17 protein-coding genes are annotated in these 15,712 nt (G+C 61.2%); 11 read left to right on the top strand and 6 right to left on the bottom strand.

Translation table 11 applies throughout. The features are described from left to right. Positions 1-5 precede the first annotated feature (5 nt). Positions 6-521 carry a tetratricopeptide repeat protein gene (locus tag F758_RS0107520; RefSeq protein ID WP_024507286.1) on the top strand — a complete coding sequence of 172 codons (516 nt, stop codon included), beginning with the start codon at positions 6-8 and terminating at the stop codon, positions 519-521. A 51-nt stretch (positions 522-572) separates the two neighbouring features. Here the strand turns inward: F758_RS0107520 and F758_RS0107515 are convergent, their stop codons facing one another. Beyond that, positions 573-2,990 (bottom strand): TonB-dependent receptor, encoded by a 2,418-nt coding sequence (locus tag F758_RS0107515; RefSeq protein WP_035721146.1) that lies wholly within the window; start codon positions 2,988-2,990, stop codon positions 573-575. A gap of 153 nt (positions 2,991-3,143) precedes the next feature. Then, positions 3,144-4,508 carry an ATP-binding protein gene (locus F758_RS0107510; RefSeq protein ID WP_024507284.1) on the bottom strand — a complete coding sequence of 455 codons (1,365 nt, stop codon included), beginning with the start codon at positions 4,506-4,508 and terminating at the stop codon, positions 3,144-3,146. A gap of 203 nt (positions 4,509-4,711) precedes the next feature. Here F758_RS0107510 and F758_RS0107505 point away from each other — a divergent pair, with 203 nt between their 5' ends. Together F758_RS0107505 and fghA are read left to right on the top strand one after the other, a co-directional pair. Continuing rightward, complete coding sequence (locus tag F758_RS0107505) at positions 4,712-5,332, top strand: response regulator (RefSeq protein ID WP_024507283.1); 621 nt, start codon at positions 4,712-4,714, stop codon at positions 5,330-5,332. A gap of 72 nt (positions 5,333-5,404) precedes the next feature. Next, positions 5,405-6,250: an S-formylglutathione hydrolase gene (gene fghA, locus F758_RS0107500; protein WP_024507282.1), complete on the top strand. Its 846-nt coding sequence runs from the start codon at positions 5,405-5,407 to the stop codon at positions 6,248-6,250. A gap of 9 nt (positions 6,251-6,259) precedes the next feature. On the opposite strand, the gene F758_RS0107495 is transcribed toward fghA, so the two are convergent. Further along, positions 6,260-6,775 carry a DUF3280 domain-containing protein gene (locus F758_RS0107495; protein ID WP_051386760.1) on the bottom strand — a complete coding sequence of 172 codons (516 nt, stop codon included), beginning with the start codon at positions 6,773-6,775 and terminating at the stop codon, positions 6,260-6,262. Positions 6,776-6,899: 124 nt separating this feature from the next. On the opposite strand from F758_RS0107495, the gene F758_RS0107490 reads away from it, so the two are divergent. The 6 genes from F758_RS0107490 (at position 6,900) to F758_RS0107460 (ending at position 11,764) form a co-directional block, all read left to right on the top strand. Continuing rightward, on the top strand, positions 6,900-8,081 hold the full coding sequence (locus tag F758_RS0107490) for a lanthanide ABC transporter ABC transporter substrate-binding protein PedA1 (RefSeq protein WP_024507280.1): 1,182 nt from the start codon (positions 6,900-6,902) through the stop codon (positions 8,079-8,081). A gap of 18 nt (positions 8,082-8,099) precedes the next feature. Further along, a complete protein-coding gene (locus F758_RS0107485; protein WP_024507279.1) occupies positions 8,100-9,071 on the top strand; it encodes a YVTN family beta-propeller repeat protein in 972 nt (323 codons plus the stop codon). Between the two features lie 23 nt (positions 9,072-9,094). Then, positions 9,095-9,886 (top strand): lanthanide ABC transporter ATP-binding protein PedB/LutE, encoded by a 792-nt coding sequence (locus F758_RS0107480; RefSeq protein ID WP_051386758.1) that lies wholly within the window; start codon positions 9,095-9,097, stop codon positions 9,884-9,886. A gap of 11 nt (positions 9,887-9,897) precedes the next feature. Then, positions 9,898-10,731: an ABC transporter permease gene (locus F758_RS0107475; protein ID WP_502689128.1), complete on the top strand. Its 834-nt coding sequence runs from the start codon at positions 9,898-9,900 to the stop codon at positions 10,729-10,731. Further along, entirely contained in the window at positions 10,728-11,342 is a 615-nt protein-coding gene (locus F758_RS0107470) for a hypothetical protein (protein WP_024507276.1), read from the top strand. Before F758_RS0107475 ends, F758_RS0107470 begins: the two co-directional genes overlap by 4 nt. Positions 11,343-11,470: 128 nt before the next feature. Continuing rightward, positions 11,471-11,764: a copper-binding protein gene (locus F758_RS0107460; RefSeq protein WP_024507275.1), complete on the top strand. Its 294-nt coding sequence runs from the start codon at positions 11,471-11,473 to the stop codon at positions 11,762-11,764. A gap of 67 nt (positions 11,765-11,831) precedes the next feature. Here F758_RS0107460 and F758_RS0107455 read toward each other — a convergent pair whose 3' ends face one another. Together F758_RS0107455 and F758_RS0107450 are read right to left on the bottom strand one after the other, a co-directional pair. After that, positions 11,832-12,401, bottom strand: a complete 570-nt coding sequence (locus tag F758_RS0107455; protein ID WP_024507274.1) for a PQQ-dependent catabolism-associated CXXCW motif protein — start codon at positions 12,399-12,401, stop codon at positions 11,832-11,834. Continuing rightward, a complete protein-coding gene (locus F758_RS0107450; RefSeq protein ID WP_051386757.1) occupies positions 12,398-13,306 on the bottom strand; it encodes a substrate-binding domain-containing protein in 909 nt (302 codons plus the stop codon). The genes F758_RS0107455 and F758_RS0107450 overlap by 4 nt, the downstream gene beginning before the upstream one ends. A gap of 207 nt (positions 13,307-13,513) precedes the next feature. On the opposite strand from F758_RS0107450, the gene F758_RS0107445 reads away from it, so the two are divergent. Beyond that, on the top strand, positions 13,514-14,440 hold the full coding sequence (locus tag F758_RS0107445) for a quinoprotein relay system zinc metallohydrolase 2 (protein ID WP_024507272.1): 927 nt from the start codon (positions 13,514-13,516) through the stop codon (positions 14,438-14,440). Between the two features lie 86 nt (positions 14,441-14,526). Beyond that, a complete protein-coding gene (locus F758_RS0107440) occupies positions 14,527-15,327 on the top strand; it encodes a quinoprotein dehydrogenase-associated SoxYZ-like carrier (protein ID WP_245286440.1) in 801 nt (266 codons plus the stop codon). Between the two features lie 17 nt (positions 15,328-15,344). Here the strand turns inward: F758_RS0107440 and F758_RS0107435 are convergent, their stop codons facing one another. Then, positions 15,345-15,704: a hypothetical protein gene (locus tag F758_RS0107435; protein WP_024507270.1), complete on the bottom strand. Its 360-nt coding sequence runs from the start codon at positions 15,702-15,704 to the stop codon at positions 15,345-15,347. Between the last annotated feature and the right edge of the window lie 8 nt (positions 15,705-15,712).

Here is a 15,712-nt window from a genome sequence, read left to right as displayed (position 1 = left end):
CGGCGTTGCTGCTCGCCGGCCTGCTCTGCGCCGGCGTCGCTCCGGGCGCCCATGCCGACGCGCTGTCGCGTGGGACGGCAGCCTTCGACCGCGGCGACTATGTTCGTGCGTTCCATGACCTCGCGCCGCTGGCCTATCGCGGAAACGCAAGGGCGCTCGGCATGCTGGGCTTCATGTATGAACACGGCTTCGGTGCCCCGCAGGCTTATGACGCCGCCGTTGATTTCTATTCGCAGGGAGCAGCCCTCGGCAATCCGTTCGCACAGGCCATGCTGGGCCTGATGTACGACAAGGGGCACGGCGTTCCGCAGGATTTTGTGCTCGCTTACATGTGGCTCAATCTCGCCGCGGCGCACACACGCGGTCACGAGCGCGATGCCTACACGCGATTCCGGGACGCAGTGGCGTCGAAGATGTCAACGAACGAGATCCTCGTGGGGCAACGGCTGGCGCTGAACTGGACCCCGATCCCTCTGGTGCCAAGGGTGCGGCGGTCGCGCGAGTGGCTGGATCCCCGGTAAGGTGCGGTGCGCGCGACATTGCCGGTTCGGTCGCTTGTCCTGAGTGTCGCCTCAGAAGGTCGCTTTCAAGCCCACATAAAAGGATCGCGGGCGTGCGGGACTGAGCGAGCGCGCATCCGTGAATGGCGCCCCGCCATTGGCAAAGTTCGGGATGGCACCGGTGTCGAAGAACGTTCCGTAGGTCGCGTAGCGGTTATCGAAGAGATTGTCGACTCGTGCGTAGATCTGGAACGTCTTGTCGATCTGATAGGAGGAGCGAAGATTGAAGACGGCATATCCGGGCAGCTTTGCCGCCTGGTTGGATTCATCGCCGACAAAATACTGGCTGCTGACGAACAGCGCATCGCCGCCAATTTTGAAGGCGTCTGTGATCGAATAATCGACACTGGCCTTGATGCGATGGCGCGGGACCGCCGGAATCTGGTTACCGGGTAGAATCTGCACGTTGCCTTCGGCATCGGCAAACGGACTGTTGGAGCCCACCTTCAACGCGTCAAGAAAGCGCGCGTCCACGAGCGCGTAGCTTGCACTGAGCTGCAGCGTTGACGATTTCAAGGTGACTTCCGCCTCAATGCCTTGCCGGCGCGTATCGCCAACATTCTGGAAATAGCCGAACCCTTGCAAGACTGGACTCGGAATCGCGAGAATGTCGTCGACATTCCTTGTGCGGAAACCGCCGAACTTCCAGCTCAGCGTTCCGATGCCCAATTCTTCGCTGCCGCGAAAGCCGGCTTCGACTGTTCGCGAGACGACCTGCTTCAGCGGCGGATCGGAGACAAGGAAGGTGGCGATCAAGCAGGGATGCGCGGGGTCTGCGCATCCCAATTCCAGCGGCGTCGGGGCCCGATTGGCTTCGGAATAACTGGCATAGGCGGTCAGCTCCGGCGTGATCTTATAGGTGCCCCCGATGATGGGATTGAAACGGTCGAACGTTTGATTGCCATTCAGGGCAGTCCCGATCTGGTCCTCAAGCGCAATGCGAGCATCGTTGTAGCGGCCGCCCGCCGTGATCGAAAATGCCTTCGTCACGTCAAAGGTATCGAGCGCATACAATCCCGTATATTGATTGGTCGCTCGGAGGGCGACGGGGCCTATCGATACCGGCGCGCCGGATTGACCCAAGAAAGTTCCGCTGCCTGTCACAACGAAGTTCGGACCCATCGTACCGAGCTCGGCGCTGGCGTTGAAGCGCGTCGTGCTGTAGTCGAAGCTGGTGCCGACAACGAAACGGTTGGCGTGCCCGAACAACTCGTCGGTATTGGTTGCCTGCACGGATGCGCCGGTGGTGGTCGATCGTGTCAAGGTCCGGTCGATCTCACCCAGCACCGCATCGGGGGCGAAAGGGTTGGCGAGCTGGGCGCCATTCAAGCCGTTGGCCGGAGTGACGCCGTTGCCAAAACACAGCAGCGTCGGGTCGGCATCACAGGGTTGGGTTCGGGTCGGGTTTCCATCAACGGCCTGCTGCTCGAACACGCGCAGATGAGCCGTCCCTTCAAGGGTCCAGGTCGGCGTCGCCTCGACTTTTCCGGTGAAATTGAGATAGCCGACACGGTTCTCCGTTGTTTGCGGCGTGGTGTAGGTCGCGCCCCAAAATTGGTCGAGCAGTTCGACCGGCGCAGTTGCCGTGGCGCCGAACTTGTTGTCAGCAACGCCCATGTTCACGTGGAATTCGCTGCCTTCGCTCCTGTAGCCGATATCGCCATAGAAGCGTCTGATGTCCGAGGGCGAGAAGTTGCGGAAACCATCGTCATGCACGCCTTCGAGCGCAGCGTAGACGCCAAAATCGCCGACCTGCTTGCCCCATTGCAGCGAGCTTTGGATACGGCCGTACGAGCCGCCCATGGTGTTGATCTCGGCTCCATGATAATTGAAGCCGTTCTTCATCCGGATATCGACAGCACCGCCGAGCGCATTCAAACCGAACGCGGGATTGTTGGTGACCAGCGTCACCGACTGGATCGCGGCGGTCGGGATCAGGTCCCAGTTGACCGTGTCACCGAAGGCTTCGTTGATCCGAACCCCGTTCTGGTAGACCGCAAGTCCCTGCGGCGTGCCTTCTACTGGAGACGCGACAAAACCGCGGAACTCCACGTTCGGCCGAAAGGGATTTCCAGCAACATCGTTGATGCTGACGCCCGGAATATTTTGCTTCAGGGCATCCGTGACATTGGGCGAGTCCGTGCGCTCAATTTGGCTGGCGCCGACCACATTGACACTGGCTGGCACCTTGTCGACATCAATACCGCCGGCTGAACCAGGCGTGATCGGATAGACGCGCAGCCGCGTCACGGGACTTGCGACAGGTGCTGTGATCTTCGGGCGAGCGGGCTTGGCGCGGTGTGTCGGCATCGTGACCCGCAAGGTCGGCAGCACATGGCCTTCCGACGGTTCTTCCTGGGCAAGCCCGGCATCGCTCGCAACTATGAAGCTCGTCGAAATCGACGCCATCAACAGAACACGAACGCGCATTCCTTTCGCCCCACCCCGTCCGGCTGTCTTCGCCGTTCAATGGGAGCGATACTAGTGAACCGCGAGAAACGCGCCACCGCAAAAGGTCGCGTTTCCGATCGCGACTTTTTCCCGCCTGTGTCGGGAAGAATTCCCGATGCCTGCTCTGATGCTCTAATGCGCGGCTTTGGGGATGATCGCCTCCACCGTGACGCCGCCCTCGCTCGAGGCCACCGAGAGTGTGCCTCCCAGCGCCAATATCCGTTCGCGCATGCCGGTCAATCCAAGGCCGAGCCTATGATCGGGCCGCAAGCCGCGCCCATTGTCGCGCACGCGCACCAGAGCACCGCTTCGCCCGTCCTGTGTTCCCTGCTGCTGCTCGGCAGGCTCGATGGTGACGTTGACCGAGGTCGCGTCGGCGTGGCGAAAGACGTTGGTCAGCGCTTCCTGGACCACGCGATAGATCGTCAAATCTGTCGTGTCGCCGGTTTCGCCGAGCGCACGCGAAATGTTGGTTTCTATGGACACATCGGGATGCGACTCGCCCCACAGGCGGAGCAGCGCCTGAAGCGCCCCGTGCAGTCCGAGTTCGGCAAGCCCCACCGGTCGCAGCTTCTCCAGAACCCGGCGATTGAACTGCTGCAGGGCATTGACCTGCTCGAGAATGGCGCTGCTGTGTTTCCCCACCGCTTCCCAGCTCGGCTCGGGATTTTGCGACAGCCGCATCAACGCGCTCCCATGGGCCCGAAGCGAAAACAGATAGGGCCCGAACTCGTCGTGAAGTTCGCGGGCAATCTGCTTGCGTTCCAGGTCCTGCAACGAGACCGCTCGCTCGGCCAGCCTGCGCTTCTCCTCGACCGCTTCGCCCAAAACGGCCGCCAGATGGTTCAGCTTGGCACAGATCGCGGCCAGTTCGGGTGCTCCGCCCGGCTTGACCCGCACATCGTAAGACCCGCACTCGATGCGAGTCATGGCCTGCGACAGCGCCTCGAGCGGCGCAAGAGCGCGACCGATGACCAGCATCGTGACCAGGAAGAAAGCTACCGCGGTCGCGGAGCCCACCTCGAGCTGGGTGACGATGCCGTCCCAGATTTCGGCGATCTCGTCGTTCGGGTGCGAGGTGATCACGAGCCATTCCGGTTTTCCGTGGATCGAAACCGGAACATCAACCGCCGTCGTCTCCGGGTGAACGAGGCTGACAAACCAGGCGGGCGGCGCGTGCGGATCGTCGCTTTCCGCGACGCGATCAAGGCGCGGAGCTGCTCCCGCCTCGCCCCGGCGCGTGACGCTGACATGACGAAGCCGGCTGAGATCGCCTGCAATCTGCCTCAACTTCGCATCGGGATCCGGAGCCTCGTTCAAGTCCGCCGCGACCGTTTCGATAAACGCGCGCGTCAATCGGATGACGCTTTGATCCTCGGCCTGGACGCGCGGCCCTGCCTCCACGACCAGCCGCGCGATGTTGATGGCAAGGCCCAGCGCCAAAACCAGTGCCAGCAGCAAAGTGATGCGCGCGCACAAGGAAAGTCTCTGCCACATGCCATTCGCCCCCGACCGCCGCATTTCGCTTCTCTTGAGAAGCGTTGACAGATAAATGAGCCGACTATCTAATCCACCGTATAGCAACATCGCTCGCGATGCATCGTCCGGTGTGGACATGCGTCGCGGAGGGATTTTGGCCTGCGTTCGGTTCGGTGCGCTGCAACAAAGCGGACCGGCGCGGCTGTTCGGGACCAAGGCCGATGCGTGTTTTGATCGTTGATGATCATCCCATTGTCGCTTCGGGCTGTCGGGCCGTGCTCGCCGACGAAGGCGAGATGATGATTTTGGAAGCCGCCGACGCGGAAAGCGGCGAACGTGTCTTTACCGCCGAACATCCCGATGTCAGCGTCATCGACATCAACCTGCCGACGGTGTCGGGATTTGAGCTGGCGCGACGCATCCTTGCGCGCGACGCCTTGGCCCGTATCATCATGTTCAGCATGAACGATGATCCGATCTTCGCAGCGCGCGCGATCGAAGTTGGCGCGAAAGGATATGTCTCAAAATCCGGCGATCCTTGCGACCTGGTCGAAGCAATCCGGCAAGTCGGAAGCGGCGGAACTTATCTGCCGAGCGCGATGGCGCGGAGCATCGCCTTTGCCGGACCGGCATTCGCCCAGAGCCCGCTGTCAAAGCTGACTTCGCGCGAAATGGAAATTTTGCGTCTGCTCAGCGCCGGCAAGAGCCTCTCGGAGATCGCCTGGCTGGTCCAAGCCTCGTACAAGACGGTCGCCAACACGGCCTCAATCATGCGCCAGAAGCTTGGCGTGCGTACGTCCGTCGAGCTGGTCCGCCTGGCAATCGAGAGCGGCGTGGCCTAAAGGGACCAGATAGCATCCGTAGCCTCGCTAATCCAAGGCTCCCGCCATCGCATTCGCGCAGGATTGAATCTCATGACGATACAGACGGTTTCCCGGAACAAATCATACGGCGGCATTCAGGGCGTCTATAGGCATGCCAGCCAGCAGACCAAGACCGACATGACCTTCTCGGTCTATGTCCCGCCGCACCAGGACGGCACAAAACTGCCGGTCGTGTTCTATCTCTCCGGGCTCACCTGCACGCATGCCAATGTGACCGAGAAGGGCGAGTTTCGCAGCGCTTGCGCGGAGCTGGGCATGATCTTTGTTGCTCCCGACACCAGCCCACGCGGCGCCGATGTGCCCGGCGATCCCGCAAATGCCTATGACTTCGGGCTCGGCGCGGGTTTTTATGTCGACGCGACCCAAGAGCCTTTTGCGCGCAACTACCGTATGTGGAGCTACGTCACCGAAGAATTGCCGGAGCTGATCGCCGAAAATTTCCCGGTTGATCCGAAACGGCAGTCCATCCTCGGGCACTCCATGGGCGGACACGGGGCGCTCACGATTGCGTTGCGCTACCCCGAGCGCTACCGGGCGGCAAGCGCCTTTGCGCCGATCGTGGCGCCGTCACAAGTACCCTGGGGCATCAAGGCGCTCGGAGGCTATCTCGGTGCCGACAAGGAAACCTGGCGAAAGCACGACACCGTCGCCTTGATCGAAGACGGGGCGCGGTTCTCTGAATTTCTGGTCGATTACGGCGATGCCGATCAATTCCTGACCGAGCAGCTTCGCCCGGAATTGCTGAAGGCCGCCAGCGAGAAGGCCAAGATTCCCCTCACCCTGCGCCGCCAAGAAGGTTACGACCACAGCTACTACTTCATCTCGACCTTCATGAGCGATCATCTGCGCTGGCACGCTGCTCGCCTGAAGGCTTGACCACGCACTCTATTGCGGCTGCGGCGCACCGTAATGCGGGGCAAGCAACCGGTTGCGCACGAGGTAGGCCGTCGCACGCGACCAGGATTCGTCATTGTTGCCGCGAAGGTCGGCGTTCATCGCGGTAACCAGATTTCCCGTGTGCGCGTCATGCACGTAGATGCTCATGATCAGGATGAGGTCGGACACCTTCTGCACGACGCCGATGATATAGAGATCGGCGCCGAGCTGCTGCGCCAGCTTGACGTCGCAGCCGCCGCAGGCCTGCAGATTGCTGGCATGCGCCGCAGCATTGACCGGCGCAACGTCAAGCAGTTGGAACTTGCCGGATTCCGCAAGTTCCTTGCGCAGCTGATCGCCGGCCCGGACGAGCCGCTCCTGCTCGTCCTTTCGCGGTCCGCTCATCTGCCCCTGCAGGCTGGTATCGAGCAGTTCGAAATCGAACACCGCGAGTTTGGGCGGATCGGCGCGTGCGGGCGCTGAAATGGCGAGCGCCAGCACGATAGCAGCGAGCCATGCTCTCATGATGGTGATCCCCTGATGGCATAACGACAAAATGCGGGCTTGCAACACCAGCATAATTCGGTCTTGTTTCAAGCCAAGAGGCCTATCGTCGGTTCAGGCGAAGGATGAGTTTTCGGGAGGAATTATGGTCCGGTGGTTGGTCGGGGCGGTTGGCTTGGGCTTGCTTGCGACGCCCGTGCTTGCAGCGGACCCGATCGAGATCGACATTGGCTATCTCCACCGCGCCGCCATCCAATCGACATTATCCCTGGTTGAGCAGCCGACGGAAAACAACGGCGTGGCTGGCGCGCGCCTCGCCATCGAAGACAACAACACGACCGGGAAATTCCTCAATCAGCGTTTTAAGCTCGACGAAATCAGGCTCAAGGATGGCGATGACGTGGTCACGGCGGCCAAGACGCTGGCCGGCCACGATGGTTTCATCATCGCCGATCTCCCCCCGGACGACCTGCTCAAGGCGGCCGACGCGCTGCGCGACCGCGGCACCGTGCTGCTGAATGCCGGGGCGATCGACGATCGCTTACGCGAGGAAGACTGCCGCGCCAACGTCATCCATGTCGCCCCGACGCGTTCGATGCTGGCGGATGCGCTCGCCCAATATTTGGTGTGGAAGCAATGGAAGCGCTGGCTGCTCGTGGTCGGCTCACACGAGAAAGACAAGCTCTATGCCGACGCATTCCGCCGCGCGGCCACGCGTTTTGGCGCCAAGATTGTCCAGGAGCGCACCTTCGAGGATACCGGCGGAGCGCGCCGCACCGACAGCGGGGTGACGCTGATCCAACGCCAGATGCCTGTGTTCACGCAGCAGGCCCCCGCCTATGACGTCCTGGTCGCGGCCGACGAAAGCGAAGTCTTTGCCTCCTATCTACCCTACCGGACCTGGGACCCGCGGCCGGTCGCGGGCTCTGCGGGCCTGGTACCGACCAGTTGGGACGCCGCGCACGATCAATGGGGCGCAATCCAATTGCAGAACCGGTTCGTGAAACTGACTTCGCGACACATGACGGCGCTGGACATGCAGGCCTGGACCGCGGCGCGCATGGTCGGCGAAGCAGCGTCACGCACCAACTCCAGCGACCTCAAGAAGCTGGTCGACTTCATCAGAGGGCCGGACTTTGCCCTTGCGGCCTTCAAGGGCCAGCCGCTGACCCTGCGGGACTGGAACCTGCAGCTCCGCCAGCCCATCCTGTTGGCCGATGGGCGCATGGTGGTTTCGGTCTCGCCCCAGGAGGGCTTTCTACATCAGGTCTCGGAACTCGACACGCTCGGCGTCGATCGACCCGAAACCAAGTGCAAGCTGCGTTGAGGATGGAGTGAAACGCGCATGTGGCGCTACTGCCTGCTTCCCGGACTGGCCGTGTGGCTCGCGGCGATGTCGCCCGCGCAGGCCTTCATTGCCTATGTATCGAATGAGAAGGGCAATACTGTCTCGGTGATCGATACTGACAGTTGGGCCGTCACTGACACTATCAAAGTTGGCCAGCGGCCGCGCGGCATCGAGTTCTCGCGGGACGGAAAGTTCGTGATGGTCGCAGTCGGAGATGACGACACCATCGACGTGATCGATACCGCGAAAAAGCAGGTCGTCGACACCCTGCCCTCGGGACCAGATCCTGAATTATTCACCCAGGATGCCGCCGGCAAGATCCTCTATGTCGCGAACGAGAACGATAACACCGTCACGGTCATCGATCTCGAAAAGCGCGCCCGGCTCGGTGACATTCAGGTCGGTGTCGAGCCCGAGGGCATGGCGATTAGTCCGGATGGCAAGATCCTGATCAACACCTCCGAAACCACCAATATGGCGCATTTCATCGACACGGCGAAGCGCCAGGTCGTTGCCAGCGTACTCGTGGATTCCCGGCCGCGATTTGCCGCATTCAAGTCTGACGGCTCCGAATTGTGGGTGTCGTCCGAGATCGGAGGCACGGTGTCGATCATCGATCCGGTCAAGCATGCTGTGACCGGCAAGATCGAATTCAGTATTCCTGGTTTGCGACGCGAAGCGATCCAGGCGGTCGGCATCGGCATCACGAAGGACGACAAAACGGCCTTTGTCGCGCTAGGTCCTGCCAATCGCATCGCCGTGGTCGATGCGACGAGCCATAAGGTGACCAAATATCTACTGGTCGGCCAGCGGGTCTGGCACATGGCGTTCACGCCTGATGAAAAATACCTGCTGACAACCAACGGCGTTTCCAACGACGTCTCGGTAATCGATGTGGCCGCGCAAAAAGTGATCAAGACAATCCAGGTCGGAGAGTTGCCATGGGGCATCACGATGTCGCCGCGATGACGATGGCTGACTCGCCCGGCGGCATGCAGCCGCAGTTGGCCGCAAATCCGAGACAGATGCTCGCCGACATACCGGCGTTGTCGATCGTCAGCGTCAGCCATTCCTATGGCCCAAGGCGCGCATTGGCCGGGATCAGCTTTACCGTCGCGCCGGCGAGCTTCACAGCCCTGCTCGGCCTCAACGGTGCCGGCAAAAGCACGCTGTTCTCCCTGGTTACGCGTCTGTTCGGCATTCAAACCGGACAGATCAGCATTTTCGGCCATGACATCGGCCGCGAGCCCAGCGAGGCGCTGCGGCTCATGGGCGTGGTATTCCAGCCACGCACGCTCGATCTCGACCTGTCGGTCAAACAGAACCTGCTTTATCACGCCGCCCTCCATGGCATTGGCCGAGGCGAAGCGAGCCGGCGCAGCCTCGAACTGCTTTCGCGTATCGGTCTTGCCGACCGCGCCGGCAGCAAGGTGCGCGACCTCTCCGGCGGTCAGATGCGGCGCGTGGAAATCGCCCGTGCCCTGCTGCATCGGCCGCGTCTGCTTCTGCTCGACGAACCGACCGTGGGGCTCGACGTCAAGGCTCGCGCCGACATTCTCGGTCATGTCAGGCAGCTCGTGGCGGAACAGGGCATCGGCGTGCTGTGGGCCACCCATTTGTTCGACGAGATCGTCGCGAGCGATGATCTCGTCGTCCTGCACCAGGGAAAAATGCTCGCGCGCGGTCGGGTCTCGGACGTCGTTGCCACGGCCGGAGGTCAGGACGTCCATTCCGCATTCATGCGCCTGACCCAGGCTACGGGCCTCGGAGGATCTGAGCCGTGACAACAACGACGATGAACGACAGGCCAAGGGGCTTTACTTTTGGCGAATATATCACGTGTCTGACCGGTATCGTCTGGCGCGAGGGCCTTCGCTTCCTGCATCAACGCGAACGCTTCATCTCCGCTTTGGTGAGGCCGCTGGTGTGGCTATTCATCTTCGCGGCCGGCTTCCGCCAGGTGCTCGGCATCTCCATTATCCCGCCCTACGAAACCTACATCCTCTACGAGGTTTATATCGCGCCCGGATTGATGGCGATGATCCAGCTCTTCAACGGCATGCAATCGTCGCTTTCAATGGTCTACGACCGCGAGATGGGCAATATGCGCACCTTGCTGGTGAGCCCGATACCCCGCTGGTATCTCCTGTTCAGCAAGCTCCTGGCCGGCACCGCGGTTTCACTGCTGCAGGTCTATGCCTTCCTGCTGATTGCCTGGTTCTGGGATATCGAACCGCCGCCGATCGGATATCTGACGGTGCTGCCGGCGCTGGTCCTGTCCGGGCTGATGCTGGGTGCGCTCGGCATGCTGATCTCCTCCGGCATCAAGCAGCTCGAGAACTTTGCCGGCGTGATGAACTTCGTGATCTTCCCGATGTTCTTCGCTTCATCGGCGCTTTACCCGCTCTGGCGGGTTCAGGAAGGAAGCCCGATGCTCTATTATGTGTGCCAGGCCAATCCGTTCACCCATGCGGTCGAACTGATCCGCTTCGCCCTTTACGGAAAGATAAACTGGATCTCCTTGGGCGTCGTTGCCGGCTGCACGGCCGTCTTCATGATTGGTGCGATCCTGGCCTACGATCCATCGCGCGGCTTCAGCCGCCGCGGCCCTGCCGGAGGTGAGACATGAAGTGGCCGATCATCACGGGTGCGCTGGTCGCGCTGGCAGCATCGAACCAACTCTGCCACGCCGCCGATCCACGCTACCCCGATTGGCCTTGCGCCCAGGCCAAGGTACCGGAGATTTCGCTGGCTGCAGTGTGGGCCGGTCCGCCGATCGACGATGTGCAGAACAAATGGAAGGATGATCCCAAGGTGAGCGCATTGGTGGCGAAGGTTGCCGCAAGGCGCACTCCCCTTGAAGAAGCAGAGAAAGACATCAAGGACTTTCTGGCGAGTTCGGCCGGCGACAAGGTCATGGCCGGCAAGCTTGTCTTCGCAGGCCTGTTCGAGACGCTCAATGCCGAGCGCTCGTCCGTGATGAACGGGCTCGAACGGGTGATGCGCAAGCAGCGCGATGCGGCGGAAAAGATCCGGTCCGACACCATCAACCTGCAAAATATGCAAAGCTCCTCGTCACCCGATCAAACCAAGATCGACGAGCTCAGCAATCAACTCCTTTGGGAGACGCGAATCTTCGAAGACCGTCGGCGCGTCGTCAAATATGTCTGTGAGGTGCCGACCACCATCGATCAACGACTATTCGCGCTTGGCCGCGAGATCCAGCAGGAATTGGAATAGCGCGGACGGTGTGCCGTTACGCAAGCCTCCGCATCGATCGGCCCGGCTGCAGGGAACTGGAGCCTGCCGCGCGGGAACCAAATCCGATGCTGACCTCTTGTTGCAGGACCGCAAAATCGGAGGCGTTGATGAAAGCAGCAAAGAGCATTCTGGCGAGCGTTATAGCCACCAATGTCCTGGCAAATGGAGCGCTGGCCCAGAACGACGTTGCGGGAATGATTACGCAGATTAACCGCCTCAACGGCACGGTTGCGATCCAGCAGATTCAAGACAACACTGTCGGCGCAAGCACCGGCGGCCCGACCGAGGAGTTCAAGGTGCAAGACGGCAAACTGCTCGATGCCGTCCATGCGGGCGACAGAGTGACCTATTCGCTTGCCGGAAATGGCTCCAAGACCATCACCAAGCTTCAAAAACGGTGACATTCCGCAATAAATCCTGATCGCGCAACGGCATCGCGTCGACGGTCGGTGCCCGCCCCGCGCTGTGCTAGTGGGAAGGCGGCGTATCCTCATCGGGGCGAAGCTCGGGCTGCGCCTCCGTCAACGGCAGGTTGGCGCGCTCCCAGCCGTCCGTGCCTTCCGGATACCAGGCGATGTTGGAATAGCCGTAGGAGAGGATTCGCTTGGCGGCGTTCCACGACATCCAGCAATCGGCCTGACAATAGACCACGAGCAGCGCGGCCTTATCGCCGTGGGATGCGCCCGCAACGCCGCGCTGCAGATAGTGCTCGGTCACCGGCGCCAGTCTTCCGTAGCCGGTGTCAGGCAACCAGATGCTGCCGGGAATATCGAACCGCGGCTTGTTGCGCCAGACCGTGCCTTCAGGCAGACCTTTCGGTTTTGGCGGCCGCGGCAGCACGTCGATGAAAACCCCGCTCTTCGCGCGCCAGATCGCCGCAGCCTCGGCGGTCGTCAACACCCGTGCTCCGGTGAGCGTCGCGGGCACCGGCGCGCGGTAGTTCTCGGTTCGGTAATCCTCGGGTTCTGTAACATTCGGCTGCGCGAAGGCTGCTGATGCGATGCCCAGCAGGACCACGCCGGCCAGTTTTGGCGTCATGGCGACTTTGATGCCGTCTCCAACGTGATCGGCTGGTCGTTCTCGTCGAGCAAGGGCACGCCGAAGTCGAGCAATATCTTGTTGATCGCCGGCTGGTTCTCTTCGATCAAGCGGTTGAGCTGCCGCTTCCAGTTCTGGTCGGAAGGCCGAACGCCCATACCTACTCGATAGACCAGTTTCGGCCCCGCGGTTTCCTTGACCAAAGGTGTGACGTGCAGCGCCGCTCCCGCCTTCTTGGCATAATAGCCGGCCATCGGCCCCCAGAGCACGCCGGCATCGATCGCGCCCGAGGTGAGATCCTTGATCATGGCTTCCGCCGAGGAATCGACACGCGTATCGATCATCAGCGGGTAAGGCTTTGCGTTCGCCATCAGTCCATCGACGGCCATGTAGGTCGCGGGCGGCGTACCGGCGACGATGCCGATATGCTTGTCTTTCAGATGCTCGTCTTCAAGCGTCGTCACCTCCTCGAGGCCGCTCCCCTGTTTGGTAATCAGCGCATAAGCCGTGCGATAATAGGGGTTCGTGCCTTGCGCGAGGTCGTCACCTTGCGGAAAGCCCATGATGACGTCGCAGCGATGGGAGCCGAGCGTATTGCGTACGAAGCCGCTGGCCCCGGGATAGTAGGCGTAATCCAGCTTCTTCTGAAGCTTCTCGGCAAACAGTTCGGCGAGCTTGTTTTCGAAGCCCTCGCCCTGCTCGTTCGAAAACGGCATGTTGCGCGGGTCGGCGCACACCCTCAATACCTTCGGATCGACCAGCTCGATGGAGAGATCGCCGCTCTCATTTACCTGGGCTCGCGACGCCGCCAAGCCGCCCAAGGCAGCAAAGATCGCGAGCAACGAAACTCCCAGCCAGCGCTGCAGCGGGCCACGCGTCGTCGCACACAGTTGCGGTTCCAGCATCGGCATCGTTGCAAACCTCCAGCAGATCTCTTCAATCAGAGGCGATACGTTGAAAGCGATAAAAGCCCATCAAAATGCTATGCTGCTCACTTCAGGCGTGCAACGGCATAATCGGCACGACGACGTTGCCATGCGTGCTGCAGCGCAAACCGGCATCATGGAACAGATATTGTCGGCCTCCCTTCGTGGTGAAACGGAGGCAACGATATGATCCGTAGGCTTTGGACGCTCGCCTTACTGCCCCTGCTCTGTGCCTCGACAGTTTCGCGGGCAGAGCAACGGGAGTTGCCCGTGACCCAAATCGCGCCCGGAGTCTACGTGCATCAAGGCGCGACCGCCCTGATGTCACAGGACAACGACGGCGCGATCGCCAATGTCGGATTCATCATTGGCGAGAGTGCGGTGGCGGTGATCGATACCGGCGGCAGCGTCCGCGAGGGCCGGCAGTTGCTCGCTTCGATCCGCAGCCGCACCGACAAGCCGATCCGGTATGTCATCAACACCCACGCCCACCCGGACCACCTCTTTGGGAATGCCGCTTTCCGGGACCGCGATACGACTTTCGTCGGCCACAGAAACCTGCCAAGGGCCCTGGCGACGCACGGCCAGTTTTACATCGACGCCTTTCGCCGGATCATGGGCTCCGAACTGATCGACGACGTACCGCTGATACCTCCGACCCTGCTTGTCGAGGACAGTCTTAAGCTCGATCTGGGGGCACGCCCCCTCACCTTGCGGGCCTGGTCGGCAGCGCATACTGACAACGACATCACCGTCTTTGACGAGAAGTCGGGAACTCTGTTCGCGGGCGACCTGGTCTTTGTCGACCACATTCCTGTCCTCGACGGCAATCTTCGCGGCTTCCTGGGCGCGATCGACGCACTTGGTGCCATGCCGGCGCAACGCGTCGTCCCCGGTCATGGCCCGGTGAGCGCATGGCCTGCTGCGCTTGCCGACGAGCGCCGCTATTTCGAAACATTGGCTTCGGATGTTCGCGCGTCCCTCGCGCGCGGCGAGCCCATAAATACTGCCGCCACTAAGGCCGCGGCCTCGGAGCGGCCGCGATGGGCACTCTTCGACGACTATAATGCCCGCAACGCAACTGCAGCATTTGCCGAAATGGAATGGGAATAGTAACCGCAATGACCTATATTGAACGTGTTGCTTCCGTCTTCGCGAGGGCTGCAATCATGCTCGGACATCATTTCCGTGTGCTTGGTATGGCTGCCCTCGTGAGCGGGCTAGTTGGAGCCTGGCCCGCCCCGGTGCTGAGCACTGAGGCCTATGATCCTTGGCCCGGCCTGGTGCAGGACATTTTCGATAACCGTCCGATGAACGATGGCAGCGATGTGATCGCCATCGAAATGCCCTATCGCGCCGAGGATGCGGCAATTGTGCCGGTCACTCTGCGCACCAAGCTTGCGCCCACTGACAGCCGCCGCGTGGTGGCGATTACGCTGGTCATCGACCAAAATCCTGCCCCCATGGCCGCCAAGTTCAAGCTCGGACCCGACGCGCATGTCTCCGAGATTTCAACGCGCGTTCGGGTGAACAACTATACCGACGTCCATGCGGTGGCCGAGCTCAGCGATGGCAAACTCTACGCGAGCAAGACTTTCGTCAAAGCATCCGGGGGCTGCTCGGCGCCGGCCGCGAAGAACGCCGATGAGGCCCAAAATCAGCTTGGCCGGATGAAATACCGGCAATTCAGCCGGTCAGACCAGGTGCCCGCAGATGGCACGCGCGAAGCGCAGATCATGATCCGCCATCCCAACAATTCCGGATTGCAGATGGATCAACTGACGCAACTTTATATTCCGGCTTTCTTCGTCAACGAGTTGCGGCTTTGGCAGGATGACAGCCCCGTGCTGGCGATGGAAGGCGGAATTTCGATTTCGGAAGATCCCAACCTGCGCTTCACCTATGTTTCAAACGGCGCGAAGCGCTTCCGGGCGGAGGCCAAGGATACGGCCGGTCATGTGTTCCAGAGCGAATGGAAGGTCGACGCGTCCGGAAGCTGATACGGCGGGGACACAGCTTAGAAACATCTGACTTCCGCCTCGGCCTGGGCGCGTCTTAGGTCGCCAACTGCGCTTGCCGCCTGTTCGGAAGAGCGAAACTCGCCGCCGAGATTTCCCCGCACCTGCGACATACTCAAGACGGTTTCGGCGGTGACATACCGGTCGTAAGGCAAAAGCGAAGCAATAACGTCGATCGAACAAGAACATTGCTCTATGGCCTGCCGCGCTTCGCCGTTCGCCTTCATGCAGCCGTAGACATACTCGGCGCGCGCTGAGGTCGGATAATCGTTGATGTCCTTCGCGTATGCCAACGCCGCCGTCGCCGCAAAAAGGGCGCCTGCCGTGACAATAAGTCGTACCCGTCCGCTATGCGTCATTGGCCTTC

Origin of the sequence: Bradyrhizobium sp. ARR65, from assembly GCF_000472385.1 — a bacterium.
Taxonomy (GTDB): Bacteria; Pseudomonadota; Alphaproteobacteria; order Rhizobiales; family Xanthobacteraceae; genus Bradyrhizobium.
This window is presented reverse-complemented; position numbering and strand designations above follow the sequence as displayed.

What these genes read in the sequence shown, in the direction of transcription:
- F758_RS0107515 (WP_035721146.1), bottom strand. Translation starts at nt 2,990, where the DNA reads ATGCGCGTTCGTGTTCTGTTGATGGCGTCGATTTCGACGAGCTTCATA.
- F758_RS0107510 (WP_024507284.1), bottom strand. Translation starts at nt 4,508, where the DNA reads ATGTGGCAGAGACTTTCCTTGTGCGCGCGCATCACTTTGCTGCTGGCA.
- F758_RS0107505 (WP_024507283.1), top strand. Translation starts at nt 4,712, where the DNA reads ATGCGTGTTTTGATCGTTGATGATCATCCCATTGTCGCTTCGGGCTGT.
- fghA (WP_024507282.1), top strand. Translation starts at nt 5,405, where the DNA reads ATGACGATACAGACGGTTTCCCGGAACAAATCATACGGCGGCATTCAG.
- F758_RS0107495 (WP_051386760.1), bottom strand. Translation starts at nt 6,775, where the DNA reads ATGAGAGCATGGCTCGCTGCTATCGTGCTGGCGCTCGCCATTTCAGCG.
- F758_RS0107490 (WP_024507280.1), top strand. Translation starts at nt 6,900, where the DNA reads ATGGTCCGGTGGTTGGTCGGGGCGGTTGGCTTGGGCTTGCTTGCGACG.
- F758_RS0107485 (WP_024507279.1), top strand. Translation starts at nt 8,100, where the DNA reads ATGTGGCGCTACTGCCTGCTTCCCGGACTGGCCGTGTGGCTCGCGGCG.
- F758_RS0107480 (WP_051386758.1), top strand. Translation starts at nt 9,095, where the DNA reads ATGCAGCCGCAGTTGGCCGCAAATCCGAGACAGATGCTCGCCGACATA.
- F758_RS0107475 (WP_502689128.1), top strand. Translation starts at nt 9,898, where the DNA reads ATGAACGACAGGCCAAGGGGCTTTACTTTTGGCGAATATATCACGTGT.
- F758_RS0107470 (WP_024507276.1), top strand. Translation starts at nt 10,728, where the DNA reads ATGAAGTGGCCGATCATCACGGGTGCGCTGGTCGCGCTGGCAGCATCG.
- F758_RS0107460 (WP_024507275.1), top strand. Translation starts at nt 11,471, where the DNA reads ATGAAAGCAGCAAAGAGCATTCTGGCGAGCGTTATAGCCACCAATGTC.
- F758_RS0107455 (WP_024507274.1), bottom strand. Translation starts at nt 12,401, where the DNA reads ATGACGCCAAAACTGGCCGGCGTGGTCCTGCTGGGCATCGCATCAGCA.
- F758_RS0107450 (WP_051386757.1), bottom strand. Translation starts at nt 13,306, where the DNA reads ATGCTGGAACCGCAACTGTGTGCGACGACGCGTGGCCCGCTGCAGCGC.
- F758_RS0107445 (WP_024507272.1), top strand. Translation starts at nt 13,514, where the DNA reads ATGATCCGTAGGCTTTGGACGCTCGCCTTACTGCCCCTGCTCTGTGCC.
- F758_RS0107440 (WP_245286440.1), top strand. Translation starts at nt 14,527, where the DNA reads ATGGCTGCCCTCGTGAGCGGGCTAGTTGGAGCCTGGCCCGCCCCGGTG.
- F758_RS0107435 (WP_024507270.1), bottom strand. Translation starts at nt 15,704, where the DNA reads ATGACGCATAGCGGACGGGTACGACTTATTGTCACGGCAGGCGCCCTT.